The sequence below is a fragment of the Phoenicibacter congonensis genome, assembly GCF_902386915.1.
Taxonomy (GTDB): domain Bacteria; phylum Actinomycetota; class Coriobacteriia; order Coriobacteriales; family Eggerthellaceae; genus Phoenicibacter; species Phoenicibacter congonensis.
The window spans coordinates 900,033-927,001 of record NZ_LR698997.1 but is presented as its reverse complement, the minus strand read 5'-3'; the positions used below and the strand labels follow the sequence as shown (position 1 = coordinate 927,001).

Here is a 26,969-nt window from a genome sequence, read left to right as displayed (position 1 = left end):
GGCGCTGACCTGCGAATATTCGCAAGCAATCAAGTCATCAACGATTTTCCCTTCGGGCCATAGCCGCACTGATGCGAAAGCGTTGGGCGAAAACACGGGCTTGGTCGAGATCCTCTCTTCTTCCGGAGACCACCTGCTCGCACGCGGGTTCCGAGACGAGGTAGCCGGAGTTCAGCCTGACAACAGCGCTGTCTGGAACCTCTAGGACGTCGCTCTTCATCGGTCCCGCGCCGGAATAGACTACCGCGAGGGTGGAGGACAGCGGAAGCGTAAGGTCGTCGATGTGGTACTTCCCATCCTTCCGAAGTGTCGTGTTGAAATGCGGAGGGAGGGAAGAGGTGATGAAGCGAGCCTCCCCCTGCGGCCTGATGAAGTGGCAGCGCAGTCTTTCGAGGTCGTTCTTAGCGAAATACGTGGGACTCCCCTTGCATCGCCAAAGCGCGAGCACCATCTGGTTCGCGCCTTGCGCCAGCACCTCGATCTCGTCGGCCATTCCTGCTTGGGCCAAAACCTCGCAGCCCCATCTCACTTCAGGATCGCCGTACATCGCATCGTAGTCCGGCTCGTAACCCTCAAGCATCGCAGGGTGCCTCGCGATAAGGTGCCCGACCAGCCACAAGAGCGCCCTTCGCTCCTTTTCGTGGATGCGCCCGGCATCGAGCTGGGCGTCTATCTCGCGAAGGAGGAGCGCTTGCTCGCCCTCTATCTCGGAGAGCTTCTTCTCGATCTTCCCGGGGAGGAGGTGACGCCCATGCCAACTCCTCTGACATCTCGCCTCCATCTCGTAATGGTAGTTCCGCTCGCACACATCTTCCGCTCTGCTCTTGTAGGTCCTACCCGCTTTGCGGTTGAAAACCCAGAGGCTGTCGCCATCATCCGAGAAGCGCCTCAGGTAGTACTGGGGCACGTAGTGCTGCTTCTTCGGGGCGTTTTCCTCTGCCAACCTACTCATCTCGCTTCCGCAAACGTCAACCAGCCGCTCGAATGATGACATCGAATTGTTACAGCATGTCAACATCGCATATTAAATCATCTCAATCAAGATGGGTGTCCCTTTTTGGAACAACTGTCTCTCGATATCGGGTTTATTATCGACGCAAGAAATGTTTCAAACGGGCGTTTGCCCGAAACTGGTTCCAGGTGTCCGACGCAACAGCGCCGACAAGACCGGGAAGGAGGACTGGCATGAGAACCGAGAGATACACGATTATGGCCAGTTCGCCGTCGGACGCGAGGAAGCCAGATATGTCACCAAGAACCTCGCGCTGATTCAAGGTGCCACGATAAGCCCCGACAAACGCCGGGGCTTTTTTGTCCGAAAGAACAGACAGATGGGCCACCTCGAACAAGGCAGCTGTGTGGGTTTAGCGAATTTGTGACTGTCCGTGACTATGCGGGACTGTGCGCAAAAATCACGAAGCACCAGCCCGGAAAACCTGCAATCATCGCCGCCATCAAAAATAGTCGAGAGCATTCGACAGAAGTTGAAGAAACGAGCAAGAAGAAGGCGGAATGCAAATGCCGAAAGATATCAGGGAAATGAAGCGCGAAGAGCCGGTGCTGAACCAGACCAACGACATGAAGTCGCCACGGCTCCTTAGCGTGGGGGAAGTCGCCGAGAGCCTCGGCGTCTCGACAGCGAAAGTCTACCAGCTGATCCGCAAGGGCGAGCTTGAGGCAGTGAATCTCGGCCGCCTCTACAGGGTGACGCCATCGGCGATCGAGCGAATGCTCGAACGCCTATCGGGTTCAGGCCAGCAAGGGTCTTGAGAGCCTCGGGCTGTCTGTTCGAACGAAGAACAGGAGAGTATATGCCCGAGATCTTTGACGATTCATCGAAGCAGCCGGTGCCCGTGCAGGACATCTACAACGCCTACGAGGTGGCCCGGCTTTTAGGCATAAGCAAGAACAAGGTATGGGAGCTCTCGAAGAGGGGCAACGACCCCCTGCCGCTCAGGCGCATGGAGGGCCAGAAAAAGGGATCGATCGCGTTCAGGGCCGAGCTGCTCGACTGGGCCATGCGCAACTTCTCGAAAATCGGCGTCGGGTAGGCGGCGGCCATGCATGCGAAGAGAGATCCCGCGCGCCCGCGCGACGGCGACGCCTTCCTGGTCCTGCATCCCTTCATGTGGAAGGAGCTCAGGCTCAAGGGCGCGGCGCTGCTCGTGTTCGCGCGCATCTACGGATTCTGCAAGGACGGCGGGACGTTCTACGAGAGCCGCAGGAGGACCGCAACCTATCTCGGCATGTCCGAGCGCTCCGTCATCAGGGCGGTGTCAGAGCTGGAGCAGAGAGGGCTTATCGCCGAGACCGGAGGCGAATGGGCAAGGGACGGGATGACCACGAGGAGCTACGTGCTCGGCCATCGCGCGATGAGAACGTCCTGCGCACCTGACAAGTTGTCACCCCCTGACAGATCGTCCGCTTCCAAGCATGGAGGGGATGACGGGATGTCGCCTGAGGGGGTGCCAAATTGGCACCTTAAAAACAAAGAAGAATACAAAGAAGAAGGATAGGAAAGGAGCTGCGCGATGGCAGATGAGGAGAGCCGCATCATCACCCTGGCATCGGCCGAGGAGCGCGGCCTGGAATACGAGGAGCCCGCAGAGCGCAGATGCGAATGGTGCGGGAACCTCCTCGACCCCATCGGACTCCTCGGCTTCAACGGCAAGGTCATCTGGATCGGGGCCAAGGAGTGCGAGTGCGACGGCGCTTGCGAGGAGCGAGCGCTCGCAGAGGAGGCCGAGAGGAAGCGAAGGGCCAAAGCCGAGGCCGAGGCGCTAAGGCGGTGCGGCGTGAAGCCCCGATTCGCCCATGCCAAGGTCGACAGGCGAGAGATCGCCGAGTACCTGGACGCCTTCGATATGAGATCGGGCGTGGGACTCTACATAACAGGCCCCTCCCGCGCGGGCAAGTCGCACTGCGCCACTGCGCTCGCCAAGGCGTTCTTCGCAAGCGGGTACAGCGTGCTCATGACGTCGTCCCTCTCCATGCTCGACGAGATCAAGGCGAGCTACGACGCCCCATCCAAGCAGGGCGTCGAGCGCTATGCGGGATACGACGTGCTCATCATCGACGACTTCGGCAAGGAGAACGCGAACTCCTGGGTCATGGGCACGCTCTTCCAGATCATCAACGACCGCTACGAGAACATGAAGCCGACCGTGGTCACGTCGCAGTACGCGCCCGACGCCCTCAAGTCGCGCATGGGGCGCAGCGGGGAGCGCGAGAGCGCCGAGGCGATAGTCGAGAGGCTCAAGGAGACATGCCGACTGGTCGTGCTCCCGCCGAGGAAAAATGTGGGTTTGATGGATAAGTGACTATCCGTGACCATGCGGGACTGTGCGAAAAATCCCCGTCCCATCAGGGAATCGACCACGCTATAACCGTTGCAGGGCGGCGAGGAGAAGCGGGTCAGCCGAAACACTCTCACAAACGCAACCGGGCGAGGACGACTTACGGCGCCTCGCCGCCGAACCACCGAACCGAGGGGAGCCGACATGCGTCGGCTCCCGAGGAGGAGACGGAAATGTACAACATGGTGCCGGTCACGGCAGAGGAACAGGAAAGCCTTGAGGCGATCTGCCAGAAGAACGGCTGGGTCAAGCGCGGCGGATACGCTTGGCAGGACGACCCCTATCTGGAGGAGTACCCCTACGAGTTCGACCGCTGCTTCTCGCTTGAGGACCTCTCCGACTTCTTCAAGGCCGGGAACTGGGCCATCAGGCAGGGAGTCGTCTACGGCGACCTCGCGTTCATCCAGCAGGTGGACGGGGGCGACGAGTGGTGGACGCTCAAGCAGGACGGGAAGACCTGGGTTCCCTTCGAGTCCCTCAGCTTCAAGAGGATCGCGGGAGACATCTCGGAGCTCACCCGCTACGTCGCGGGGATGCGCCTCGCCACGGTCGATGAGTGCAAGCACCTGCACTACCTTCCCCCCAAATCCGACATGCAGTGGACAGGCAACGCCTTCCCCTATCTCGACGACGGCTGGGTGGCCGCGAGAAACGACGACTTCCGGATCCACGTGGCGCTCAGCCACATGGGCAAGCTCCTAACCGTCAACGCCCCGACCCAGGACTACATGGTCGACCAGACGCAGGAGGGAATGTCCCTTCTAGACGTGATCAAGTCCCAGGTGGAGAGGGCAGAGCAGTACAAGGCCGAGAGGACGACGGAGAGCTTAGCTGACCGCACGCAGGCGGCGCTGCGCGCATCCGAGAACCAGCAACGCGCCGACCGCGCAAGCGAGGCGCGCGAGACGATCCGATAGAAGAGAAGAGGAGGGCGACATGGCAAGCGACTTCGGAGACGAGAGCGGAGAGAAGCTCTTCGACTGGATGCTCAGGATGGGCCAGGACGCGAGCCAGGATGCTATCCGGGCAAGCGCCGAGAGGCTCAAGAGCGCCATCAGGAACCTGAGGGGCCAGATCGAGGAGCCATCAGCGGAAGCCGAGCGCGAGGGTGTTCGCGAGTACGCACGATTGAACCTCTCGGAGTTCGAGGAGCTCCCCGACTACGCGACCTTGAGGGAGATCATCGGCGAGAGGCTCACAGAAGCCGCCATCGAGCACGACTTCGTCGATGTCGAGGGGCGCGACCATCTGGTGTTCAGAGTGGCAGACGCCCCCGAGGTCGACGAGGTGTTCGGAAACCTTGAGCACGACGTCGACGCGGCGGCGGAGCGCGCCTGCAAGATGCGCGAGCGCGAGCTCACCGAGGAGCGCGACCAAGAGCCGCTGGAGAGGAAGGCCGAGACAGCGAAGGCCGCATCTAAGGCGGCGCACGAGGCCAAGGAGGCAACGAGGCAGATCGAGAAGGTCGAGGTGAAGATCCGATGAAGTCGGAGCTCATCCTCATCGCGGCGCTATCGGGCGCAGCCCTCCTCATCGGCAACGCCGCCACGGCAGCCGTCGTGGCCGCAGGAAGCTCAGAGGCCGACCTCGTCTCAACGGCGATGGACCTCGCGGCGCAAGGGGCGATCCCGTCAATGGATCCTCTGCCGCTCGCGATCGGATGCGCCTGCGCGTGCGCCGTCTGGCTCGTATGGGTCAGACGGTGGGAGCGCAGAGGGCTCTACCGCAAGGGCGAGGAGCACGGGAGCGCGCGCTGGGCGACGGCGAAGGAGATCGAGGCGTACTCGGATAGGAAGGACGCCGACAACAACATCATCCTCACCAAGCGGGCGAGCATCCGCCTCATCGATGCCACCCACGACCAGAGGACCGAGACGAACGACAACGTGCTCGTCATAGGCGGCCCCGGCACGGGAAAGACGCGCTACTTCGTGAAGCCGAACCTCATGCAGGGTAACGCCAACTACTTCATCACCGACCCCAAGGGCACGCTCATCCACGACATGGGCCACGTCCTCGAAGGGCTCGGCTACGAGATCAAGACATTCGACACCATAGACTTCGCAAGCTCCATGCACTTCAACCCCATCGCCTACATCGACGGCGAGGCGGCGACGCTGCGCTTCGTGGAGTGCCTCATCAAGAACACCACCGGCGACAAGGACCATACAGGGGACCCGTTCTGGGAGAACGCCGAGAAGCTCCTCTACACGGCCCTCGTCTCCTACCTCCTTCTGCACTGCCCGGAGGAGGACAGGAACGTGCCGGGGCTCCTGTCGCTGCTCTCGCTCGCGGACGCCCGCGAGGACGACGAGGACTACCTGAGTCCGCTCGACATGCTCTTCAACGAGCTTGAGACCGGAGAGAGGCTCGTGAGGAGCCCTTCGGCCAAGAAGTACGACCGGGCGTCCCGCGCGTTCGACAACGGCACCGGGGGCTTCGAATGGGCGAAGGTGGCAGCGCCCGTGCGCCCCGAGGACGACTTCGCACTTTCAAGCTACAAGCAGTTCAAGGTGGCGGCGGGAAAGACACTTAAGTCCATCATGGTCTCGTGCAACGTGCGCATGAAGCCATTCGACATCGCCGAGATGAGAGAGCTCCTTCGCTACGACGAGATGGAGCTCAAGCATATGGGCGACGAGCACAGGAAGGTGGCGCTCTTCTGCTCGATGTCGGACACGGACTCGACCTTCGACTTCGTGTTCGCGCTTCTCATGCAGCAGTCGCTCGACTCGCTCTGCGAGACGGCGCTCTCGCGCTTCTCGGGACGTCTTCCCAGATGCGTCCACTTCATGTTCGACGAGTTCGCGAACATCGGCACCATCCCGGACTTCGAGCGCATGATCACCGTCACGCGAAGCCGCAACATCGCGGTCTCGATGATCCTGCAGTCCCTCTCCCAGCTTGAGGAGTCATACGGGGAGAACAACGCCAAGACCATCATGAACGCCTGCGACACGCTGCTGTTCCTCGGGGGCAAGTCGGCAGACACCAACCAGAAGATCGCCGACATGATCGGCAAGCAGACCGTCGCCAACGTCTCCGTGAACGACTCTCGGGGCGCGAACCCCACCTACACGCACAACTACGGCCTCATAGAGCGCGAGCTCATGCAGGCCTCCGAGGTGGCGAGGCTGCCGCGCGACGAGGCGCTCGTGCTCATAAACGGCGCACAGGCGTTCAAGGACAAGAAGTACCCGCTTGAGGCGCACCCGAGGCACGGGGCGCTCAAGGCCGCAGAGAGCGCGGGGGCGTTCGACTTCAGGGCGTACCGGGCGAGAAGGGAGGGAGCGCTTATGGAAGCGTGAGCAATGGCTGCGACAGGTGCCTAGACCCAAGGGCCGGGGCAGAACCTCCAAGTACCGCGACCGGCCGTCGCAGCCGAGATGCAAGGGAGCACGCACGTGCCCCTCGACCCGAAATTCTACCATCAGCCCGCCACCTGGAACCTCCAAGTACCGCAGGCGCGGGCGAATCGAGATGCAAAGGAACACCCACATGCTCGCAAACATCATCAGCCTCGTATCGGGCTGCGTGACCTTCCTCGGCGGCTTCCTGGTCGTCTGGGGCGCGGTCTCGCTCGGCCTCGCCATACGAGAGCAGCAGGGAGGCAGCCAGATTGCCTCCGCAATATCCACCATCGCTGGCGGCGCGATCATCATCGCCGCAGCGGTCTACTTCGGGATGCTCGACACGTCCTGGCTGCCAGCCTAAGGCAGGTGACAGGCCATGTCGCTTCAGATCCCCGTTCAGAAGGACATCGGCGAGTACGAGGAGAAGATCGTCGGGAAGCTCTCCTTCCGCACGCTCGCGTGCGTGGCGGGCGGCTTCGGATCGGCGATCCTCGTGGCGGCGATATGCCACTTCTGGGTCGGCATAGAGGTCGCCGACGCGGCGTTCCCCGTCATGTGCGCATCCATACCCTTCTGGCTCGCCGGGTTCTGGCGGCCGTTCGGGATGCGCGCCGAGAAGTTCGCGCCCCTTCTGATCAACCACCACCTGAAAGACCAGAGGCTCCTCTACGAGAGCCCGGCAGACAAGGCGCTCCCGCGCACCGAGGCGGGAAGGCCCACGCGCAGGGCGAAGAGGATCGCAAGACGAAAAGGAGCAGAGGCCAATGAGCCAACGAGAGAATGCGAAAAGTGCAAGGAAAGAGAGAGCGAGCGACAAGGAGAGGCTCAAGGCTGAGAAGAGGCTCGCGAAGGCGCGCATCAGATCCGAGCGCGCAGCGCGGGCGAAGGCCAAGCGCGAGAGGTCGGGCTCGTCGAGCTTCATTAAGCAGCTGATGGGCTCTGCCAGCAAGTCGGACCGATCCAAGAAGACCCACGAGGAGAAGCTCAAGCGACAGAAGAAGGCGCGCGCCCAGGCGGGCGAGACCGCCTCCTACATCGGCTACGACGCCATCTACAAGGACGGCATAGCCCAGGTAGAGGAAGGGCTCTTCTCGCAGACGATCGAGTTCTCGGACATCTCCTACCAGTCGGCGCGCCGCGAGAACCAGCAGAACATCTTCACCGTGCTCTCATCGCTCTACAACTACTTCGGAGCGGACTCCTGCGTACAGCTCACGATCGCAAACGTCCCCATCCCCGACGAGGAGATCGGCAAGAAGCGCTTCTTCAAGGCGTCCGACCCCGACACGGAGAAGTACGCCAGGGAGTACAACCGGATCCTCAACGACAAGATGAGAGAGGGGGTCTCCAACCTCACGCGCCACCGCTATCTCACCTACATGGTGGGCGCAGACGACGTCTGGGAGGCGGTGCCGAAGCTCTCCCGCATAAAGGGCGACGTCATCGACACGCTCTCGCGCATCCGCTGCGAGGCGCACGCCCTGAACGGCACCGAGCGCATCGAGGCGATCCAGTCGCAGCTGCGCCCGAAATCACCCTTCACGTTTGACTGGGACAAGGTGAGCCCCGTGTCCAACACGAGGACAAAAGACCTCATAGCGCCAGCGCTCATCGACTTCAAGCCGCACGGCAGGGCAGACATATTCCGGGTGGACGACGCCTACGGCTGCGTGGTCTCCATCCGCACGTTCGGCTCGATGCTCGAAGACGACTACCTCGCCAAGATCATCGACCTTCCCATGCCGCTCTCGGTGAACCTGCACATCCATCCCATCGCGCAGTCCGACGCCCTCGCGCTCGTGAAGCGCCAGCTCGACTGGATGGACAAGGAGATCATCGACGAGCAGATGAGCGCTATGAAGAAGGGCTACGACTATACGATCCTGCCTCCGGAGCTGCGCTACTCCAAGGAGGAGGCCGAGGAGCTCTTGGACTTCCTTCGCAACAAGAACGAGCGCCTCTTCACCTACACCGGCCTCATCTACACCTACGCCGATACTGTTGATGCACTTGAGCGCCAGATCGACCAGATCGTGTCGATCGGTCAGGGCAACTCGCTCGGTATAGAGCCGCTCTACTACCGGCAGCGCCAGGCGCTGAACTCGGTGCTCCCCTTGGGCATGAACCACATCGACGTCACCCGCTACCTCACCACGGGCCAGATAGCCATGCAGATGCCCTTCGCCTCGCTAGAGCTCAACCAGGAGGGCGGGGGCTACTACGGGCAGTCCAAGCAGTCGGGCAACCTCGTCATATGCAACCGCAAGAAGCTCGCTTCCCCCATGGGGTTCGTCTGCGGCAAGCCCGGCTCCGGGAAGTCCTTCTCCGTGAAACGCGAGATCACCAATACAGTGCTCGCCTATCCGGAGGACGAGATCATCATCTTCGACCCCGCTGGCGAGTACGGAAACCTCATCGAGGCCTTGGGCGGCGTGAACGTCCGGCTCGCCCCCGACGCGGACACCGCGCTCAACCCCTTCGACCTCTCGGACGTGGAGGGTCGCGCGGACGCTGCCCAGCTCGCGTTCAAGATCGACGCGTTCCTGGCTCTCTCAAGCGCGATGATGGCGGAGTCCTCGGAAGGCCTTCCCGAAGCCGACAAGTCGATCATCACGAGATGCGTCGAGGCGGCATACTCCAAGTGCGCCGACGGGCAGGGCGTGCCGACGCTTTCCGACTTCCACGAGATACTGAGCGGCCAGCCCGAGACCGAGGCGCGAGACATCGCGCTCAGGTACGAGCGATACGTCACAGGCGCGCTCTCCTTCTTCAACCGCCAGTCCAACGTGGGCTTCGACAACCGCATCACCAACATCGATCTGCACGACCTCTCAACCAACATGCGGGTGTTCGGCATGCTCACCGCGCTTGAGGCGGTGCGCAACCGGATGTACGCGAACTTCGAGCGGGGCATCACCACCTGGCTCTACATCGACGAGGTGCAGTCGCTCTTCGGACACCCGACCATCATCGACTACTTCGCGAAGTTCTGGGCGGAGGGGCGCAAGTTCAACCTCATCTGCACCGGCATCTCGCAGAACACCTCCCACATGCTCACCCACGAGCGCGCCCGCACCATGGTGCTGAACTCGGATTTCATGCTGCTGCACAAGCAGGCGAGCCAAGACCTCGCCGCATGGGCGGACATGCTCTCCCTCTCTGCTGCGGAAAAGGAGTACATCGACGAGTCCATCAAGGCCGGAGAGGGGCTGCTCGTCGCTGGTGGCGCGCGCGTGCCCATCCGGGACGACTTCCCAAAAGGCGCGCTCTACGACCTGTGGAACACCAAGCCCGAGGAGATCGCGCAGCTGAAGCGCGCCCATGCCTTCGAGTCAAACGCAAAGAAAAGCCGAAGCTAGATGGATCCGAGAGAACTCGACAAGGATCGCTCCACCATCGCCGACATCGTCACGGCGGAGAAGGTCGACGCCGTGAACTCGGGAATCGTGAAAGACGACGAGGCCCAGAGCCTCTCCACGCTCGCGAGCAGGGAGGACGCCCTCGGCACGCGCCGCCCGAAGGAAGGCGCAAAGGGAAACCCCCGCAAGGCAAGGGCGGCGGCCTCCGCAAGCGCAGGAAATAAGCCAGCCTCGGCCCAGGGGCCATCAGAGGGTACACCACATGTGGCGGACGAGACGAACGGGCGGCTCAAGGTGCGCCAGGTGCTGGAGCGCCAGGCGGTGTCCGAGCTCGACGACACCGACGAGTTCGAGGGCGCGCAGGGCGCATACGACGCCGGGAAGGGCGCAAAGCGCGGCATCGCAGCAGCACGGGAGCGCAAGGCGAAGGGAGCTGTGCGCGCATCCAAGGGCGGCAAGGGCGCAGGGACCGCGAAGGGCAAGAGCGCCGGTGCCGCAGGAGCGGGCAAGGCATCCTCTGCGTCAGCGGCCCCGGGACAGGCCCGCGCGGCGCAAGCGTCCGCACAGGCAGCAGGCGGTGCCGCGAAGACGGCGGCATCAGCATCGGGCAGCACCGCCATCGCCGGTGCCGTCGGCGGAAGCGGGATCGCGACCGCCGGAGGCGTGCTCGCAGGCATCATTGCCTTCGTGCTCGTCGCGCTCCTCGTCGGCCAGATCGTATCGGCGCTTTTCGGGTTCTGGGACGCCGAGGACAAGAAGCGCTCCATGGAGGGGCTTCCGCCCTACATCACCTACGAGATGGTCGAGGAGGCCATACGCTGCCAGGAGGAGTTCGGACACCCCGCCGGGTGCACCATCGCGCAGATCATCTGCGAGTCCGGCCAGGGAGAGACCATGAGCCAGCTCGCGACGCGCGACCACAACCTCTTCGGGATGAAGTGGGCGTCATCTTTCGCCTCGGCACCGGAGGTGGCGGGCAAGGCCGGGTGGACGACACATGAGGAGTACACGCCCGGGCAGATATCCACGATCACCGCATACTTCACGGTCTTCAAGGGAGACGTCGAGTGCATACGCTTCAGGAGCCGCGTGTTCCTCCAGGCCGCCCACTACAGGAACAACGCCCTCATCAGGCAGGCTGTCGCAGAGCACTCCTCCGACAAGATGGCAGAGGGGCTCAAGGACGCGGGATGGGCGACGTCATCGTCCTACGTCGAATCGCTCAAGGCGGCGCTCGACGCGTACAACCTGCGCAGGTTCGACTCGATGACGGTCGAGGACCTTGAGGGCGGAGCTCTCTCGGCAGACGCGATCGTCGCCGCCGCCTACAGCCAGCTCGGCGTGCCCTACGTGTGGGGCGGCACCACGCCCGGGGTCGGCCTCGACTGCTCGGGGCTCACCCAGTACTGCTACCGGCAGGCGGGCATCGCGATCCCGCGAAACTCAGAGGACCAGGCGGCGTTCGGCCGCAAGGTCCCGGTGTCGGAGGCCACGCCCGGCGACATCCTGTGGAGGCCCGGGCACGTGGGCATCTACATCGGGGACGACCGATACATCCACGAGCCGCACACAGGCGCGGCCTGCACGATTGCAAGCGGCGCGTCGTACTTCACGAGCGCCATCAAGATCAGATAGGAAGGAAGAGGAAATGTCGAAGAAGAACAAGCTCATGTTCGCAGCCGCCGTCATCGCCGTGCTGCTGCTGATCGGGTCGGGCGTGGCACGATGCTCGCTCGCCCGCGAGGACGTTGAAAGCACAAATTCTGCCATCGAGGCCGTCGAGAAGGAAGGATCATCTGCGTCCCAGCAAGGCGCACCTGCAGAAGGGCGCACGGATGCGACGGCAGGACTGGAAGCGCTCGTCGGCACCTCCTGGACGGGCATAGAAGATCCCACCTACACGCTCTCCATCGTCAAGGGCGCATTCGTCGAGGCGAAGGACGGCCAGACAAACGTCACCTACTGGACGCTCGACACAGAAGAGGCGACCGACACGACCTTAACGGCGACCGTGCTCGCCTCGAAGTCGCTGACCGAGGCCGCAAGTCCCTATCTCGTTACCGTGGCCACCGAAGGCGCGGACACCGTTTTGAGGACTGATGCGCTCGCATGCTCGTACAAGAAGGTGCTCCTCGGCGAGAGGACGCTTTCGTTCATGGGCGTCACCTCCAAGCTGGAGGAGGCCATGGGGGTAGAGGCCGCCAAGATCGAGGCAGCCGTGTCCGCACGGGCGGCGGCGGTCTCGCCCAACGCCAGCCGTGCCATCTGGGACGCCGAGGCGTGGATAGACTACGCGAGCGGAGCTGCGACAACCACGTTCACGCTCGACGATGGCGCATCGACCATGATCTCGGTCACGCGCGCATCCGACGGCACAATCGAGGCGCTCTGATCCCGATGGAGAAGCTAGGAAGCCTCGTCTCAAGCAGACGGTTCATACTGGCCTTCGCGGCCGCCTTCGCACTCCTCTCGGCGCTCCTCATCCCGACGCACTTCGCATGGGGCTCGATCGCAGACGACATCAACGCATGGCTCTGCGGGGTGCTGCGCGACTGGTGCAACTGGATCTTCGCGGCGCAGACCGATGTCATGCGATCGATCGGCGCGAACGGCGTACTCTCGGCTCCCTTCGAGACGATGCTCACGAGCGCTGGCGACGTGTCGATGTACGACATCGCGCGCGGCGTCTGGCAGGTGGCGGTGCTGCCGATAGGCTGCGGGGTGCTCGGGCTCGTGTTCACCTTGAAGCTCATCGAGATCTCGCAGCGCATGGACGGTAACCAGTCGCTGCCGGGAGTGAAGGAGGTCGTGTTCCTCCTCGTGTTCTTCGCCGTGTTCCTGTTCTTGATCCAGCACTCCTTCGACCTCATGGCCGCTATCTACGAGGTGATAGGGCTCGCGATAGACCGCGTGGAGGGGTTGTTCGGGACGGGCGGCGCTCTCGACATGACGGTGGTGTCCATCGTCACCGGCGACGATGACCTGTCTGCTCTCTTGGCGCTCCTGATAGTCGCGATAATCAGCTGGCTCGTCGTGCTCATCGCCTACATCGTGGCGCTCGTCGTCTGCTGGGCGCGAGCGATACAGCTCTACATCATGGCGGCCTTCTCGCCGATACCGCTGGCGTTCCTGGGCTTCGACCAGACGCGCCAGATCGGTCTCGGGTACCTGAAGAGCTTCGGGGCGGTCTGCATAGCGGGCCTCATCATCCTGATCCTGCTCATCAGCTTCCCCGTGATCCTGGGCGGCATCGTCGCCGTGAACCCCGAAACGGGGACGCCCATCGACGCCATCGCGAACGGGCTCACCTACGCGCTCCAGTACCTCGCCATGTGCATCCTGCTCGTGCTCTCGCTCGTGAAGAGCGGTGCCTGGGCGCGCGACATCGTGAGCGGTTTCTGATGACTAGGACGATCTGAGAGGAGGTGGTGCCTATGGAATCGGGTGGTAAACGCTAAGGCAGAAAGATGCGGCGAACCTCCAAACAACGCCGCGCCCAGAGATCGACAAGAGATGCAAAGGAGCACTCACATGGAAGATAACAAGAAGAACGTCTACGTCACCGTGCACAAGAACTTCGTGAGGGAGAACATCGAGTACCCAGACCGCAAGACAGGCGAGACCAAGACGTTCAACTCGGTGACGCTGCCGAAGGGCACCATCATCGACGGAGTGGACGTCAGCTACTACCAGTTCACGCCCCTGTTCGTGAACCCCTCACGCTTCAAGGGCGAGAACTTCCGCGACATCCCGCTTCTGGCGGACAAGGAGGTCTGGCTCAAGAAGGACGCCCTCGACGCCGACGGGAATCCTGTCCTCGACGAGGACGGGAAGCAGGTCAAGGACATCGTCAAGGTCATGCCAGCACAGCTCAAGGAGGCGATCAGCAAGGGCCGCGAGGCCTACCTCGCCTCGCTCGACGACAAGGCCAGGGACGCCCGCGAGGCGTCGGCCAACCAGGACCGCGAGGCTCGCCGCGCCGAGCCCGTCGCGCGCTAAGGAGGCGAAAGATGAAAGACATCACTGAAGCAGCGCTCGCCTCCAAGGCCCTACGATGCATGCTCGCCGCGCTCATCGCCCTGGCATCGGCGCTCGGGACGCTCGGCGTCCAGGGCAAAAGCGCCTATGCCGCCGAGAGCGCGAACCTCACGACGGGCGGCAAGATCCACTACGGCGGATACCACACCACCTGGATGGAGGCCGACGGCGAGATGGCCTACTGCGCCGACCCCCAATCGGCAACGCCTTCTCCCGGCAGCTACGCCAAGAGCTCCATCGACGCCCCCTCCGGGCGCAACGCCGAGGTGGTGGCGGACCTCTGGTTCGCCTACGGGAGCCCCGGCTTCGATGCGAGCCTATGGCCGGACAAGTGGTACGACGGCACCGAGATGACGGCGTCACGCTACGCGGCCTGCGCCCACATCCTCGTGTCCGACACGTACACCTCCGACGGCTCGTACGCGCTCTACGGCTGCAACGCCGACTTCAAGAGCTGGGCTAGGAAGAACGTCATCGGCTTCGGTGCCGACGGAAGCATGATCAACTCGAACGCAACGGGACGCCTCATCGCCGCGAGAACGGCCGACGTTCCCTCGAACTTCGAGGCGTTCCAGCTCTACACCGGAGCTGGCACCCAGATCATCCTCTCGTTCAAGTATACCCCCTACGGCAACATCGACCTGGTGAAGGTCACGGCCAACGAGGAGATGTGCGAGGGCAACCCGCTCTACTCCGTGGAGGGCGCGGTCTACACCGTGTACCGCAACTCGGGCCTCACGGACGTGGCTGGCTCCATCACCACCGACGGGGACGGCTGGGGCATCTTAGAGGAGCTTGAGCCGGGCGACTATTGGGTGAAGGAGACCAAGCAGGCACCGGGGCACGCGATCGACCCGACCGTGTACCCGGTGAAGGTGGCCTCGGACGAGACCGCGCGCGTTAACGGCCAGACCGTCTCCGACATCCCGCAGTCAGATCCCGTCGGCATGCTCGTCGGCAAGGTCGATGCCGATACGGGCGAGAGCCGCCCGCAAGGCGACGCCACGCTCGAAGGCGCGCTTTTCACAGTGCGCTACTTCGCAGGCGACTACACGGATGCCGCATCAGCTGAGGCGTCCGGCGAGCCTTCTCGCACATGGGTCTTCGAGACCGATGTTGACGGATTCGCCTATCTCTCTGACGAGTACAAGCACTCGGGAGACCCCCTCTACTACCAGACCAACGGGGACGCTTCGATCCCGCTCGGCACGGTGCTCATCCAAGAGACCCGTGCACCCCAGGGCTACAACCTCGATGACGGGCACGGAGGAGACCCCAAGGTCTTCTGCGTTCGCATCACGCCAGACGGCGCTGTCGGCGAGAGCGTCTACACCTACAACACGCCGAAGGTGCCAGACACCGTGAAGCGCGGTGACTTCCGCCTCGTGAAGGAGGTGCCCGTGACGGTATACGACGAGCCCGACGGAGACATGCCCCAGGAAGTCGTGCGCGTGCTCGTTCCCGGCGTCAAGTTCGAGCTCTACAACGATTCCGAGAATGCCGTCCTCTCGCCCGTGACGGGCAAGCTCGTGGAGCCCGGCGACCGCGTGTGCACCATCACGGTGGACGACAACGGTCTTGCCACTACCAAGGACGACAACGCCAGCGTCAACGGCTGGAGCAAGCCTGCCGATTGGACGGGCGCGCTCGCATACGGCACCTACCGCGTGCACGAGGTGATCCCGCAAGATGTGGCAGATGCATTCAAGGCGGAGTGGGGAAAGACCCTGCTTCCCGTGGAGGATTGGAAGACTACCATCCGCGAGGAGGGCCAGTATCTTCCTCCGCAGCTCGTGAATGACCACATCCCCCAGACGCCGCTCAAGGTGGTCAAAGTGGACGCAGAGACTGGAGGTCAGGTCCCGCTTCCCGTGAGCTTCCAGCTTGAGGACCAAAACGGCGATCTCGTCACCTACACATCGCACTACCCAGTGGAGGAGACCATCGACACATGGACTGCCAACGAGCGAGGCGAGCTGACGCTGCCGATGCTCCTCGAAGAGGGCGACTACACGCTCAAGGAGGTCCAGGCACCCTACGGCTACGTGAAGGAGCTTGAGGGTAAGGCGTTCCATGTGGGCGCTGCCTACAACGGGTGGGACGATCCGCTCGTGATCGAGTTCGCGAACATGCCCCAGAAGGCCACCATCACTGTCGCAAAGACCGATTCCATCACAGGAGATGCGGTAAACGAGTCGGTATACATCGTTAAGGCGGCCGAGACCATCGCCACGCCCGACGGCACGATCCGGGCCCATGAGGGCGAGATCGTCGCCACGCTCACCACGGGCGATGACGGCAAGGCGACCACTCCTGAGTTCTACCTCGGATCCTACACGGTATACGAGGCCAAGGCGAAGGACGGCTTCGCGCTCGACGTCGTAGAGAAGACGGTCGCGCTCGAATATGCGGGACAGGATGTTTCGGTATACGACCACGAAGAGGCTGTGACCGACGAACCCACTACACCTTCTATCAAGAAGGTCGACGCGCTCGACCCTGAGAAGGCTCTGGCAGGTGCCAAGTTCCACGTCTGGAACGACGAGGGCACCTTCGACGAGGAGCTCGCCACCAATGAGAACGGCGTCATCTCTCTCGCATATGCCAAGCATGGTAGCTACCACATCCAAGAGGTGGAGGCACCAGATGGCTATGTCATCGCAGACCTCGACGACGAGGGCAACCCGACAGTGATCGATTTCAAGGTGAACGACCAGGGCATGATCGAGTGGGACGAGAGCGGTGCCATGGCGCAGTCGCACGAGTTCGAGCTTGAGAACATGCCAAAGACCATGAAGACGATAGCCGCGGATTCCGAGAGCGGAACGCACGAGAGCCAGGCTCGCGAAGACATCACGATCGTGGACACTATTCAATACACCGGCCTCATCCCCGGCAACGAGTACACTGCGTGCGGCACGCTCATGGACAAGGCGACCGGCGAGGCCGCGCTCGACGATGAGGGTAACGCCATCACCTCAAGTACCACCTTCACTGCCAAGGAATCGTGCGGGACGGTGGATGTGACCTTCATCTTCAAAGGCGCAACGCTTGCTGGCAAACAGCTCGTGGCCTTCGAGGCCATGGAGTTCGAGGGGGCCGAGTACATGGTTCATGCCGATATCGACGATGTGGACCAGACCGTGAGCGTCGTGGACATCGCAACCCAGGCACGAGACGGCGAGACCGGAACGAACGTGGGCACCATTGGCGAGAACGTTAAGCTCATCGACACTGTTGCCTACACGGGGCTCACACCGGGCAATGCATACAAGCTCTTCACCATGCTCATGGACAAGGAGACCGGAAACCCGACTATGGGCGATGACGGTTTGCCGATCGTCGGCACCACCGAGTTCACACCCGAGACCCATGACGGCACGATCGACGTCGAGATAGAGATCGACACGCGCGATCTCGCAGGACACGACATCGTCTTCTTCGAGAAGCTCTCCGATGCAGAAGAGAACATCATCGCCACCCACGAGGACATCGACGACGAGGGTCAGACTGTGAGCTTCCCCGAGCCTGAGCCTGTTCCCGAACCAGAGAACCCGGGCAAGGGCTATCCCAAGACCGGAGCCTTCGCCGAGGTCGATCCTGCGACGGCTAGCGTTGCTGTGATGCTGCTCTGCGGAGCGGCTGGCGCGACTTACGCCTATATCCGCCGTGCGCGCAAGCAGGCAGATGCCATTTCCGAGATGGAAAAGGAAGTGCTCGAAGCCTCCGATGAGGACTAGCTGAGAGCAGGCCGCTTGCAGACATACGCAATACCTTAGCGAAGAGCTAAGAATCGGCAGGGTGGGGCGCTCGCATGGCGTCCCACCTTTCTAATACGAGGAGCAACAGATGAAAAGAATAAGAGCTTTCGCAAAGATCGCAGGGGTTGTCATGGCGGCAATAATCACCTCCCTTGTCATCACAATAGTCTGCTCGCCAAAAGAGGGCAGATTGGATGTATCTCAGACAATCGAGGAGTTCCTCGACCAGGAGGAGTCTGGAAGGCAGATCGAATGGGACAGCCTCCCTGCAGAAGTTGTGGCCTGGATTGAGGTGCCAGGAACTAACATCGACGAGCCGATAGTGCAGGCAACTCCCGATGCGCCCAACGCTTACCTTTATTGCAACGTGTTCGGTCAAGGCAATTACGGAACGCCTTACATAGACTGCGAGTGTTCCTTGGCCTCCAACTTCGTGATGGTCTACGGGCACCACATGAGCGACGGTTCGGTGTTCGCGGACTTCGCTAGTTTCTCAGATGAGGCCTATGCACGCGAGCATAGCCGCATCATTATCTACAAGCGCAGTGGAGAGACATTAGAACTCAAAATCTTTGCGGTAGACATCGTGGACGCCAACAACGAGCGGATACGAATAGATAAGTCAGAGACGATTTCTGAAATGACGGAGAATGTCGATCTTCTATTGGATCAGCCCTCTGAAGCCGCGCAATTATTCGCATTTGCAACATGTTCGTACCAAACCAGCAATACTCGTACCGTAGTTTACGCAACTTTAAAGCAAACGATTAATGCAGATGGCTCGTGATCTAGTCGCTATCGCTGTCTACCATTCTTCGGAAAATAGATGCCAATAAAGCGCCCGATATGTTGTGCCAAACGGAGAACATTGCGCCTGGCACGGTCGCCAATGCCATGTTAGGAAATGCGGTGGCGGCAAGCGTGGTCGCCAATCCCGAGTTCTGCATGCCGATCTCTAAAGAAAGTGCTTTCTTTCGTGCAAGCGAAGATCTCGCGATGGTTGCCAAAAGATAGCCTACCGCATAACCCAGCAGATTGAGAAGGATGCAAGCAGCAAGGATTGATATGCCTGTTGCGAAGATCTGCTGCGCATTGTGAGAAACGACCGCCATAATAATGAGGCAAATCGCTACGAGAGATACGGTGGGCATCCCTTTCGAGACGGTTGCCGCTCGATTCCCTAATAACTTTCCAATCAAGAGTCCTAGAAGAATCGGCACGATGACCACTTGCACGATAGAGAGGTACATCCCAAACGCATCGACATTCATGGTTGTACCCAGATACGCCAAGGTAAGAAGCGGTGTAAGGATAGGCGCTAGCAAGGTGTTCACGGCGGTTATGCTCACCGAAAGAGCTACATCGCCTTTTGCTAAGTAGGTCATAACATCGCTTGCAGTCCCACCCGGGCATGTTCCCACCAAGACCAATCCGGCCATGAGCTCCGGACCGAATCCAAAAAAGGTGCCGATTAGGTAGGCCAAAAGGGGCATGAACGCGAATTGGCCTACAAAACCTATGACCACTTCTTTGGGAGAAGTGAACACGGAAACAAAATCACCGACCTTCATCGTAAGACCCATACCAAACATGACAATCATGAGCAGATAATTGATCCATGAGGTTTGCACCCAAATGCCCGCGACGGGAAAGAAGAGGCTTACCCCTGCGACGATGAGGACTACCAATGCAGTGCACCGTTGGATGTATTCGTTCACTAAATTCCTTTCACTTTTTCGGTCGTTGATGAATAGCCAGGAACTTCTTCGTATACTCTTGCATTCAGGATCCAGCTTACGCGATGTTAAACCCCTGATTCAGAATAGCAATCAAAGCACAATGTTGGACGCATGTGGATTCTGAGCGGATAATAGTGTCGTTGAAAACGACAGAGACGGCGGATGGTTCGTGACAGATAAGCAGAAAGACGGGCGATGGATCAATTCAACATAGCATTCGATGCTTATAGCGCATTTCTCTGTCTGATACTTGGCGGATATGTCCTCATATCCAGCGACCGCAGAGATAACGTCAACCGATGCTTCGTCGGAATCTGTGCGTGCAATTTGATAATGGCGGTCGGCGACATGGTGGCTTGGTGCTTTGCTTTACCGCTCGGCGAAGTAGAATATGCACTTGTACTTATTGGCACATTCTTTTTTTATGTTGCACCTGTGCCCTTATTTCTCTTCTTCACAGGATACATCGTCGCATTCATCTCAAAGCGCCATGAGGTAACGCACGATTACTTCAAGCTCTCAGTCGTGCTGTTCGCTGTCTATCTTCTTGGCTGTGTGGCATCTCTGTTCAACGGGATGTTCTTCACAGTCGACGCCGAGCATGGGTACATGCGAGGCCGGTATTTCTTGGCGGCGCAATTGATACCGGTCTTCCTCCATTTGCGCAATGCCGCGATTGTGGTTCGCTATCGATCATGCTTGAGTGCAAAGGAGCTACTTGGGTTCGCCTGCTACATAGCGCTTCCCATCGTCGCTGAAATCATACAGGTGCTGAATTACGGAGTCGCACTCATGAATTCTTTCGTGGCAATCGCGATACTCCTCGTGTTCCTGAACATCCAGTCCGAGCGTAAGGCGCTGCTCGAGAAGCGCGAGCGCGAGCTTGTTGAGGCACGCTCGGACATCATGCTCAGCCAGATACAGCCGCATTTCCTCTACAACGTACTGACCGGCATACGCGAACTATGTTCAAGTGACCCCGCCGAAGCGGTTGTGGCAATAGGCAGCTTCTCTGCATTCTTGCGTGAGAACATGGCTTCGCTTACGAGCAAGAGCCCCATTCCCTTCGAGAAGGAGTTGCAGCACACCGCCACATACCTCGACTTGGAGAGGCTGAGATTTGGAGAGCGCTTGCGCGTCCGCTACGACATCCAATCGAAAGGCTTCTCTCTTCCGCCGCTTTCCGTGCAGGCGCTCGCGGAAAACGCCGTCCGCCATGGCATCACAGTCAAAGAGGATGGAGGCGAGATCTGTATATCCACAAGAGAAGACGAGGCGTTCTATGAGATTTCTATCGTCGACGACGGGATCGGCTTTGATCCCGACCGCGACCTCGACCCATCCGCACACATCGGCATACAGAACGTCCGCAAGCGGTTAGCCGACATTAGCGGGGCGACGCTTGAGGTGAGAAGCGCGCCCAACCACGGCACGCAGGTGACGATTCGCATCCCTCGCGAATCAAATAAGCTAGAAGGCAATTCATGAACGTAATAGCAGTAGATGACGAGGAACTGGCTCTGAGAGCCAATTCTATCATTTTTTTGCTGTAATCAAAAGCGACAACCGAAGCGCCTCTTTGTGCAAGATACGAAGAATAATTTCCATTGCCACACGCAATATCCAAAATGTAATCCGCAGGATTAGGAGATAGAAGTTCCGTTACTTTGGGACGCACTACCTCTCTGTGAAATTCATTAGATTCGTCACCCATTGCATTATCCCAAAATTGTGCGTTCTCCTCCCAGATTTTTTTACTTTCCTCTGTTCCCATGTTCTCTCCCACTCCCCAAATTTGCTTTTTTGCTTCCATTAAATCTTCCTTACTATATTCCATTGTTACCCTCCATAACTTCTGATTGTTGCCGTCTTGACGATTATGTATCTTTACATTACCTTCTGAAACATATGGCGCACCTTGTCCAGGCGGCTGTTTGGACGGCGGGGCTGGATGACCGGCTGACCGACAGCGGCCTGATATCCTTTCAGCTCTGTAAGGCATACGCTCCGCCCGCTGGTGTAAAAGGCCAGATCAGTACGGTATGCCTGTATACAGCGGGCGGGAATCTCGCCAGTAAAGACAACTTCATCCTTTTTTACCTGGGCCGTTTCGATGGTGGCACAGTATTTCGGTGCATCATGATAAGCCCTGGAAAGGTATTCCTGGGGCGCATAGAGGATGAAGGAGAGATAAGGTTCCAGCAGCTGCGTCCCCGATTCCTTCAATGCCTGTTCCAATACAATCGGGGCCAATGAGCGGAAGTCCGCCGGCGTGCTGACCGGACTGTAATAAAGCCCGTATTCAAAGCAAATCTTACAGTCCGTTACGTTCCAGCCGAACAAGCCCTGCTCCAGCCCGTAACGGATACCATCCCTGACAGCGTTTTGAAAACTCTGGTTCAAGTATCCCAGCGAAACCCGGCTCTCGTATTGTACACCGGAGCCAAGCGAGAGTGGTGTAACAGACAGTCCTATGGATGCCCAAAACGGGTTGGGCGGCACCTCGATATGGATGGTGTGGCTGGCTGCTTTGAGCGGCCGCTCCATATAAATGACGGAGGGTTCCTTTACCACTGTTTCAAGCTTGTATTTTTCCGACAGCAAAGCGGAAACAACCTCCAACTGCACCCGGCCCAAAAAAGAAAGAATGATCTCATGGGTGATGGAATCCACTTCGCAACGCAAAAGCGGGTCAGTATCCGCAAGTTGCGTAAGAGCGTCCAGCAGCCGTTCTCTTTGCGCTGCCGTTTTCGGCGCAATCGTCGTCCGCAGCATGGGGAGGGGGTCCTCGCGCCACCTTTTACGAGGGAGCCGGGTTTGGTCCCCTAATACATCGTTTAACCTCACGCTGTCGCTGGGAAGGATAACAATTTCACCCTGATAAGCGGTGTCTGTCCGAACAATTTCCCCTTTGGATGGAATACGCATCTCTGTGATTTTCAGCTTTTCTCTCCCGGCCAGGGCCACCGTATCCCGCAGGCGCAGCGTTCCGCTGTATAACCGTAGATAGACACGCCGCTGGCCGCAATCGGTGTACTCAACCTTGAAAACGCTGCCGCATAGGGCGGCGCCCCCCTGTTCCCCAATCGGTTGGAACAGCCCTGTCACCGCATCCATCAACGGTTGAATGCCAAGGCCATTTTTGGCGCTGCCATGATAGACTGGGAACAGGGAGGCGTCTTGAACCCGCTGCTGTTCCTCCCGCGCAAGTTTTTCCCGGCTGATTGGTTCTCCTGCGATATACTTTTCCAATAATTCATCGTTATTTTCGATGACCGCATCCCATGCTTCTATGTCGGTATTTTCCTCCAGGACTATTTCCGGGGACAGCGACACCGTCTGCTTGATGATAATATCGGCGGAGAGCTTATCCCGAACAGACTGAACCACGCTCTGCAAATCAACGCCAGCCTGGTCGATCTTGTTGATAAAGATAACGGTGGGAATGTTCATTTTCCGCAGGGCATGGAACAGAATACGGGTCTGGGCCTGCACGCCATCTTTAGCGGAGATCACCAAGATGGCCCCATCTAAAACAGCCAAAGAGCGGTACACCTCCGCCAAAAAATCCATGTGGCCGGGCGTATCCACAATGTTAACTTTACATCTGTGCCACTGGAAGGAAGTGACTGCCGCTTGAATGGTAATCCCACGCTGCCGCTCCAAAAACATGGTGTCCGTCCTCGTTGTCCCTTTTTCGACGCTCCCCGGTTCTGAAATGGCTCCGCTGGCATATAGCAGGCTCTCCGTCAAGGTCGTCTTTCCAGCGTCTACATGGGCAAGAATTCCAATATTGATTATTTTCATGTGATTGTCCTCCCTTTACAGCCCCAAAGGGCATAAAAATCCCCAGCAGTAAAATACTTTTACCACTGGGGATTATAAGTTGCGGACATACACATATACAGCATACACCTGTTTGTGATTGCTGTTTTTGGGGATATGTCAAAATTGATAAGGCAAAAGTATTCTTAAATTGGGTACAAAAAACTAAGCCACTACAAAAGGAGCTATCATAATCCTTTGTTCCCACTATTTGATTATAGTTTTATTTAAGAATACCTTGCCGCATATTTTTTACTCCTTTTCTGGATTAAATCATTGTATCACATCAGTTTTAGGAAAGCAAGTACCTAAAAGAAATTTTTCTTCCCCTTATATGTAACAATCATACCGGCTTCCTAGCGTTCAGAATGTTTTCTGCTGTCTGCTGTGGTGTTTGGTTGGAATTGTCCAACCAAAAGCCGATCCGTGGTGTTGTCTGCATTTTACTAAATACAAATTCAATGTATACAGAAAGATATAAGGAGTGGGAGGGATTCCGCCGTAGTTGGCATTGTAGGAAAATCCAAAAGTTTAGATTTTCCCACAATGCTTATCTTTTGGTCTTTGGTTCGGAATAGTGTAGTGCTGGCGGTCTATCTCTTGTTTTCGGTTGCTTGCTTCCTTACCGTACATGAGCATTGGCCCCAGGCTCGATTCGCTCGAAGTCGACGAGAGCGGCAAGACTGTAACCATCACGGGTGCTCGATTCGGGTCTTCGCAAGGGCAGGTGGCTATGATCCAAGCAGGCCTGGGTGATGACCACACGGCATATTCCACAGCAATAAGCTCATGGACCGATAACGAGATCGCTTTCAGGATTTCTGACGAAGAATGGCTTTCGGGCACGGTCGAAGCAACAGTTTCTACCTCGGCTGGTAAGGCGGCGCGCCGCACTTTTTTCGTGAGCCCCAGTTATTCCGTGTATGAAAAAATGCATGCGCTTCCTCAGGCAGAGGGAGACGCTTACGAATATGACGATTTTGCAGACTGCGAAGCGGGTGGAATCCTACAGCCTTTGCAAGGATACCTCTACGCTCTGCCCAATACCGAGCCAGTTGAGGATTCACCTTTCGTTCGGGCTATGTGGCGCTACGACACGCAAGCTGACAGTTGGGAGAAGAGCGCTGCTCTTCCAGAACCTCTGGCCGATGCCTCGGCGGCTCTCTGGGACGGCCTTCTGATCGTGAAGGGGACGTCCATGGAGCAACTGGACGGCGGAGTTGCGCGAATTTGGAGTGATTCCAGTAAGGCTCAGGTGAAGATGTACGCCTTCGACCCGTCGGTTAGACAATGGAGCAGCATTTCGAGCGCGGGCGTCCAAAAGGGATCAACCATCATAAACCATGCGGGAACCTTGGCACTTGTGGGTGGAGACGAGGGCGACGCTAGCCGCGTCTCTTCCTATGATCTGAGCAATGGCTCGACGGGGCAAATCGCGACCCTCGCTGTCGAGCGCGTCAATCCGCAGGTTGTAGCAAGCGGTGATAGTTTATACGCATACGACGAATCCAATGGAACGATGGAGGTCGTGCGCGGAAACACTGGTACCTTGCTAGAAAACGCCTTCCCTGAATTTGCCCCCAACACGAATGCTAGGCGTGCCTTTGCTCCGATAAGGGCATGGTCAGATGCGGTGGAAGGTTACGTCGACAGTATAGCCATGGTCGGCCCGCTCTCTGCTGATGGGCAGGCAGACACCTACATCTTCTCAGAAGAGTCGGGTACGTTCGAGCCGTACTGGTCTAGATTGTCGGACGATAAGGTGTTCGAGCCTGCGGTAGCAGCCTACGATGGGCGCTTATACGCTCTTGCCGCATCGTTCGCCGAGCCAGATGGCCGCGTATTCAGGTCAACCGGCGTTGCCTCTGCTGATGTTCCGAGCGATGTATCGCGTGACGAGTCGGCATACAACTTGCGCGACGAAGGGTTGCTGACTCCTGTTCGCAACCAAGGGCAAACGGATACCTGCTTCTCGTTTGCGACAATGGCTTCCATTGAATCTTCTGTGCTAAGGAAAACGGGTCAGTCCCTTGAGCTATCTCCCTACCAGATGCTCTATTTCGAGCAAACGGGAAAGGAGGAGCGCGAGTTCAATCACACGGAGTATTTTGATGAGTTTGATCCGTATGGTGGCGGTGTCGATTCGAAACGTCTTTCAGCAAGCTTGGCCGCAGGGAAAGGGGCTGCTCTGGTCAAGGAGGGAACGAATGACGGCCCTGTGGCCATGGATGAATCTCACCGTTACGTTTCGGATGTGCGCTTCACTGATTCCATCCTCTTCGATGCAGGTTACGACAACCCCTATTGGGAGCAGACCGAAGACGGAGTTTCCAGGCAGGCGATCAAGGATGCTGTTAAGAATGACGGGGTCGTTGTCATCGAGTTCGCAAGTCGGCAGGATATGGGGAATTTCAACTTCGAGACCTCGGCATACTATCTGAGTCCTACGGCGGGTCAGGCAGTTGCCGACCATGCGACTGCACTGGTTGGTTGGGATGACACCTATTCGCGCTTCAATTTCAATGAGACGATGCGTCCGCACTCCGACGGCGCATGGCTCATCAAGAATTCCTGGGGCACTGAACAAGGAGACGAAGGGTACTTCTGGATTTCTTATGAGGACGCTTCGCTTGGTTTCATCGGCGTATTCAAAGGAGACCTCGGCCGCGAAAATGAGGCAATCTATCAAAATGATACCCTAGGTTGGTGCAATTCTCTTCGAACGGGAGACTCGAATGTCGGCTATGCGGCAAACGTCTTCACGAGCGAACGCGACGATGAAGCACTTGATCGCGTGACGATGTGCGCTACGGGAATCAACACGAACTATCGCATCGAAGTATATAAGAGACTTACTGATGAGCAGAATCCAACGTCGGGGGAGCTGGCGTCTACGCAAGAAGGCGTGGTGGCGCGTCCGGGGTATCACACCGCCACACTCAGCGCACCAGTGAGGCTATCCAAGGGTGATGTCTTCTCAGTGGTCGTTCGTATGGAAACGCCCACCTATGATTTCCCAATCGCAGTCGAAGCTTATACGCCCGACCCTGAGATGCCTGATGCGGTGCCGGTGCATATGGGCAAGGATGCGAACGGCAATGAAGAGGCAAGCTTCGTTTCAGCGGATGGGAAGAATTGGATCGATCCCAAGGGCTATGGTCAGGATATCGCGAGCAATGTTACAACTGCTCCCGAGGATTCTCCGACCATAGGTGCCTCTGGAGATGGACTGGAGGGGGACTCGGAGGGATCTAATGAAAGGATCTCAGGACGCGATCGTTACGTTACGAACGTGTGCGTGAAAGCTTTGACCATCCCTGCGAGCCAGCTTGTCGAGGAGCCGAATGACCTAGCTAATGCGGGAGGATCGAAAGATCAGGTTTCGACCGATCCGTATTTTGGTTCTCCTGCTGGCGGTTCGGGTTTGGCAGCAACAGGGGACGGCATGGCGCTTGCAATCGCTGCATTGGCGTTGCTTGCTGCTCTGGCCGCGCTGGCGCTTGCGTCAAGGCGTCGAATGAGTCGATAGGAAAGGAAA

General features: G+C 58.8%; 22 protein-coding genes. 18 read left to right on the top strand and 4 right to left on the bottom strand.

Annotated elements, in window-relative coordinates; genetic code table 11:
* Positions 1–37: 37 nt before the first annotated feature.
* Positions 38–994 (bottom strand): DUF4238 domain-containing protein, encoded by a 957-nt coding sequence (locus FXZ76_RS04015; RefSeq protein WP_157887290.1) that lies wholly within the window; start codon positions 992–994, stop codon positions 38–40.
* A gap of 524 nt (positions 995–1,518) precedes the next feature.
* Here FXZ76_RS04015 and FXZ76_RS04010 point away from each other — a divergent pair.
* The 16 genes from FXZ76_RS04010 to FXZ76_RS03935 all read left to right on the top strand — a co-directional run bounded on the left by FXZ76_RS04010 (position 1,519) and on the right by FXZ76_RS03935 (position 18,654).
* Complete coding sequence (locus FXZ76_RS04010; RefSeq protein ID WP_197682101.1) at positions 1,519–1,770, top strand: helix-turn-helix domain-containing protein; 252 nt, start codon at positions 1,519–1,521, stop codon at positions 1,768–1,770.
* A gap of 41 nt (positions 1,771–1,811) precedes the next feature.
* Entirely contained in the window at positions 1,812–2,051 is a 240-nt protein-coding gene (locus tag FXZ76_RS04005; RefSeq protein ID WP_079535880.1) for a MerR family transcriptional regulator, read from the top strand.
* A 9-nt stretch (positions 2,052–2,060) separates the two neighbouring features.
* Positions 2,061–2,516, top strand: coding sequence for a helix-turn-helix domain-containing protein (locus FXZ76_RS04000; RefSeq protein ID WP_079535879.1), 456 nt, complete (start codon positions 2,061–2,063; stop codon positions 2,514–2,516).
* A 15-nt stretch (positions 2,517–2,531) separates the two neighbouring features.
* Positions 2,532–3,320 carry an ATP-binding protein gene (locus FXZ76_RS03995; RefSeq protein ID WP_079535878.1) on the top strand — a complete coding sequence of 263 codons (789 nt, stop codon included), beginning with the start codon at positions 2,532–2,534 and terminating at the stop codon, positions 3,318–3,320.
* Between the two features lie 209 nt (positions 3,321–3,529).
* Positions 3,530–4,273 (top strand): hypothetical protein, encoded by a 744-nt coding sequence (locus FXZ76_RS06385; protein WP_079535877.1) that lies wholly within the window; start codon positions 3,530–3,532, stop codon positions 4,271–4,273.
* 19 nt (positions 4,274–4,292) lie between these two features.
* A complete protein-coding gene (locus tag FXZ76_RS03985; RefSeq protein ID WP_079535876.1) occupies positions 4,293–4,841 on the top strand; it encodes a hypothetical protein in 549 nt (182 codons plus the stop codon).
* Entirely contained in the window at positions 4,838–6,664 is a 1,827-nt protein-coding gene (locus tag FXZ76_RS03980) for a VirD4-like conjugal transfer protein, CD1115 family (RefSeq protein ID WP_079535875.1), read from the top strand. The genes FXZ76_RS03985 and FXZ76_RS03980 overlap by 4 nt, the downstream gene beginning before the upstream one ends.
* A 190-nt stretch (positions 6,665–6,854) precedes the next feature.
* Positions 6,855–7,070 carry a hypothetical protein gene (locus FXZ76_RS03975; RefSeq protein WP_079535874.1) on the top strand — a complete coding sequence of 72 codons (216 nt, stop codon included), beginning with the start codon at positions 6,855–6,857 and terminating at the stop codon, positions 7,068–7,070.
* Positions 7,071–7,085: 15 nt separating this feature from the next.
* Positions 7,086–7,544, top strand: coding sequence for a PrgI family protein (locus tag FXZ76_RS03970; RefSeq protein WP_079535873.1), 459 nt, complete (start codon positions 7,086–7,088; stop codon positions 7,542–7,544).
* 97 nt (positions 7,545–7,641) lie between these two features.
* Complete coding sequence (locus tag FXZ76_RS03965; protein ID WP_157887307.1) at positions 7,642–10,068, top strand: VirB4-like conjugal transfer ATPase, CD1110 family; 2,427 nt, start codon at positions 7,642–7,644, stop codon at positions 10,066–10,068.
* Positions 10,069–11,703, top strand: a complete 1,635-nt coding sequence (locus FXZ76_RS03960; RefSeq protein WP_079535872.1) for an NlpC/P60 family protein — start codon at positions 10,069–10,071, stop codon at positions 11,701–11,703. It begins immediately after the preceding gene.
* 13 nt (positions 11,704–11,716) lie between these two features.
* The gene (locus FXZ76_RS03955) at positions 11,717–12,460 is read left to right on the top strand and encodes a hypothetical protein (protein ID WP_079535871.1); all 744 of its coding nucleotides are present in this window, start codon (positions 11,717–11,719) and stop codon (positions 12,458–12,460) included.
* A gap of 5 nt (positions 12,461–12,465) precedes the next feature.
* Complete coding sequence (locus FXZ76_RS03950; RefSeq protein WP_079535870.1) at positions 12,466–13,470, top strand: conjugal transfer protein TrbL; 1,005 nt, start codon at positions 12,466–12,468, stop codon at positions 13,468–13,470.
* Between the two features lie 129 nt (positions 13,471–13,599).
* Positions 13,600–14,067 carry a DNA gyrase gene (locus FXZ76_RS03945; protein WP_079535869.1) on the top strand — a complete coding sequence of 156 codons (468 nt, stop codon included), beginning with the start codon at positions 13,600–13,602 and terminating at the stop codon, positions 14,065–14,067.
* Between the two features lie 11 nt (positions 14,068–14,078).
* Positions 14,079–17,846 carry a VaFE repeat-containing surface-anchored protein gene (locus FXZ76_RS03940; protein ID WP_079535868.1) on the top strand — a complete coding sequence of 1,256 codons (3,768 nt, stop codon included), beginning with the start codon at positions 14,079–14,081 and terminating at the stop codon, positions 17,844–17,846.
* 109 nt (positions 17,847–17,955) lie between these two features.
* On the top strand, positions 17,956–18,654 hold the full coding sequence (locus tag FXZ76_RS03935; protein ID WP_079535867.1) for a class B sortase: 699 nt from the start codon (positions 17,956–17,958) through the stop codon (positions 18,652–18,654).
* A 1-nt stretch (position 18,655) separates the two neighbouring features.
* Here FXZ76_RS03935 and FXZ76_RS03930 read toward each other — a convergent pair whose 3' ends face one another.
* On the bottom strand, positions 18,656–19,585 hold the full coding sequence (locus FXZ76_RS03930; RefSeq protein ID WP_147571532.1) for a bile acid:sodium symporter family protein: 930 nt from the start codon (positions 19,583–19,585) through the stop codon (positions 18,656–18,658).
* Between the two features lie 354 nt (positions 19,586–19,939).
* Between FXZ76_RS03930 and FXZ76_RS03925 the strand changes: the two genes are divergently transcribed.
* On the top strand, positions 19,940–21,094 hold the full coding sequence (locus FXZ76_RS03925; protein ID WP_157887289.1) for a sensor histidine kinase: 1,155 nt from the start codon (positions 19,940–19,942) through the stop codon (positions 21,092–21,094).
* Here the strand turns inward: FXZ76_RS03925 and FXZ76_RS06545 are convergent.
* Together FXZ76_RS06545 and tet(W) are read right to left on the bottom strand one after the other, a co-directional pair.
* Positions 20,994–21,320 (bottom strand): class I SAM-dependent methyltransferase, encoded by a 327-nt coding sequence (locus FXZ76_RS06545; RefSeq protein WP_462933109.1) that lies wholly within the window; start codon positions 21,318–21,320, stop codon positions 20,994–20,996. The genes FXZ76_RS03925 and FXZ76_RS06545 overlap by 101 nt on opposite strands.
* A gap of 173 nt (positions 21,321–21,493) precedes the next feature.
* Positions 21,494–23,413: a tetracycline resistance ribosomal protection protein Tet(W) gene (gene tet(W), locus FXZ76_RS03915; protein ID WP_061870345.1), complete on the bottom strand. Its 1,920-nt coding sequence runs from the start codon at positions 23,411–23,413 to the stop codon at positions 21,494–21,496.
* A gap of 649 nt (positions 23,414–24,062) precedes the next feature.
* On the opposite strand from tet(W), the gene FXZ76_RS03905 reads away from it, so the two are divergent.
* A complete protein-coding gene (locus FXZ76_RS03905) occupies positions 24,063–26,960 on the top strand; it encodes a lectin like domain-containing protein (protein WP_079535864.1) in 2,898 nt (965 codons plus the stop codon).
* The last annotated feature ends 9 nt before the right edge of the window (positions 26,961–26,969 follow it).

What these genes read in the sequence shown, in the direction of transcription:
- FXZ76_RS04015 (WP_157887290.1), bottom strand. Translation starts at nt 994, where the DNA reads ATGTCATCATTCGAGCGGCTGGTTGACGTTTGCGGAAGCGAGATGAGT.
- FXZ76_RS04010 (WP_197682101.1), top strand. Translation starts at nt 1,519, where the DNA reads ATGCCGAAAGATATCAGGGAAATGAAGCGCGAAGAGCCGGTGCTGAAC.
- FXZ76_RS04005 (WP_079535880.1), top strand. Translation starts at nt 1,812, where the DNA reads ATGCCCGAGATCTTTGACGATTCATCGAAGCAGCCGGTGCCCGTGCAG.
- FXZ76_RS04000 (WP_079535879.1), top strand. Translation starts at nt 2,061, where the DNA reads ATGCATGCGAAGAGAGATCCCGCGCGCCCGCGCGACGGCGACGCCTTC.
- FXZ76_RS03995 (WP_079535878.1), top strand. Translation starts at nt 2,532, where the DNA reads ATGGCAGATGAGGAGAGCCGCATCATCACCCTGGCATCGGCCGAGGAG.
- FXZ76_RS06385 (WP_079535877.1), top strand. Translation starts at nt 3,530, where the DNA reads ATGTACAACATGGTGCCGGTCACGGCAGAGGAACAGGAAAGCCTTGAG.
- FXZ76_RS03985 (WP_079535876.1), top strand. Translation starts at nt 4,293, where the DNA reads ATGGCAAGCGACTTCGGAGACGAGAGCGGAGAGAAGCTCTTCGACTGG.
- FXZ76_RS03980 (WP_079535875.1), top strand. Translation starts at nt 4,838, where the DNA reads ATGAAGTCGGAGCTCATCCTCATCGCGGCGCTATCGGGCGCAGCCCTC.
- FXZ76_RS03975 (WP_079535874.1), top strand. Translation starts at nt 6,855, where the DNA reads ATGCTCGCAAACATCATCAGCCTCGTATCGGGCTGCGTGACCTTCCTC.
- FXZ76_RS03970 (WP_079535873.1), top strand. Translation starts at nt 7,086, where the DNA reads ATGTCGCTTCAGATCCCCGTTCAGAAGGACATCGGCGAGTACGAGGAG.
- FXZ76_RS03965 (WP_157887307.1), top strand. Translation starts at nt 7,642, where the DNA reads ATGGGCTCTGCCAGCAAGTCGGACCGATCCAAGAAGACCCACGAGGAG.
- FXZ76_RS03960 (WP_079535872.1), top strand. Translation starts at nt 10,069, where the DNA reads ATGGATCCGAGAGAACTCGACAAGGATCGCTCCACCATCGCCGACATC.
- FXZ76_RS03955 (WP_079535871.1), top strand. Translation starts at nt 11,717, where the DNA reads ATGTCGAAGAAGAACAAGCTCATGTTCGCAGCCGCCGTCATCGCCGTG.
- FXZ76_RS03950 (WP_079535870.1), top strand. Translation starts at nt 12,466, where the DNA reads ATGGAGAAGCTAGGAAGCCTCGTCTCAAGCAGACGGTTCATACTGGCC.
- FXZ76_RS03945 (WP_079535869.1), top strand. Translation starts at nt 13,600, where the DNA reads ATGGAAGATAACAAGAAGAACGTCTACGTCACCGTGCACAAGAACTTC.
- FXZ76_RS03940 (WP_079535868.1), top strand. Translation starts at nt 14,079, where the DNA reads ATGAAAGACATCACTGAAGCAGCGCTCGCCTCCAAGGCCCTACGATGC.
- FXZ76_RS03935 (WP_079535867.1), top strand. Translation starts at nt 17,956, where the DNA reads ATGAAAAGAATAAGAGCTTTCGCAAAGATCGCAGGGGTTGTCATGGCG.
- FXZ76_RS03925 (WP_157887289.1), top strand. Translation starts at nt 19,940, where the DNA reads ATGGCGGTCGGCGACATGGTGGCTTGGTGCTTTGCTTTACCGCTCGGC.
- FXZ76_RS06545 (WP_462933109.1), bottom strand. Translation starts at nt 21,320, where the DNA reads ATGGGTGACGAATCTAATGAATTTCACAGAGAGGTAGTGCGTCCCAAA.
- FXZ76_RS03905 (WP_079535864.1), top strand. Translation starts at nt 24,063, where the DNA reads ATGAGCATTGGCCCCAGGCTCGATTCGCTCGAAGTCGACGAGAGCGGC.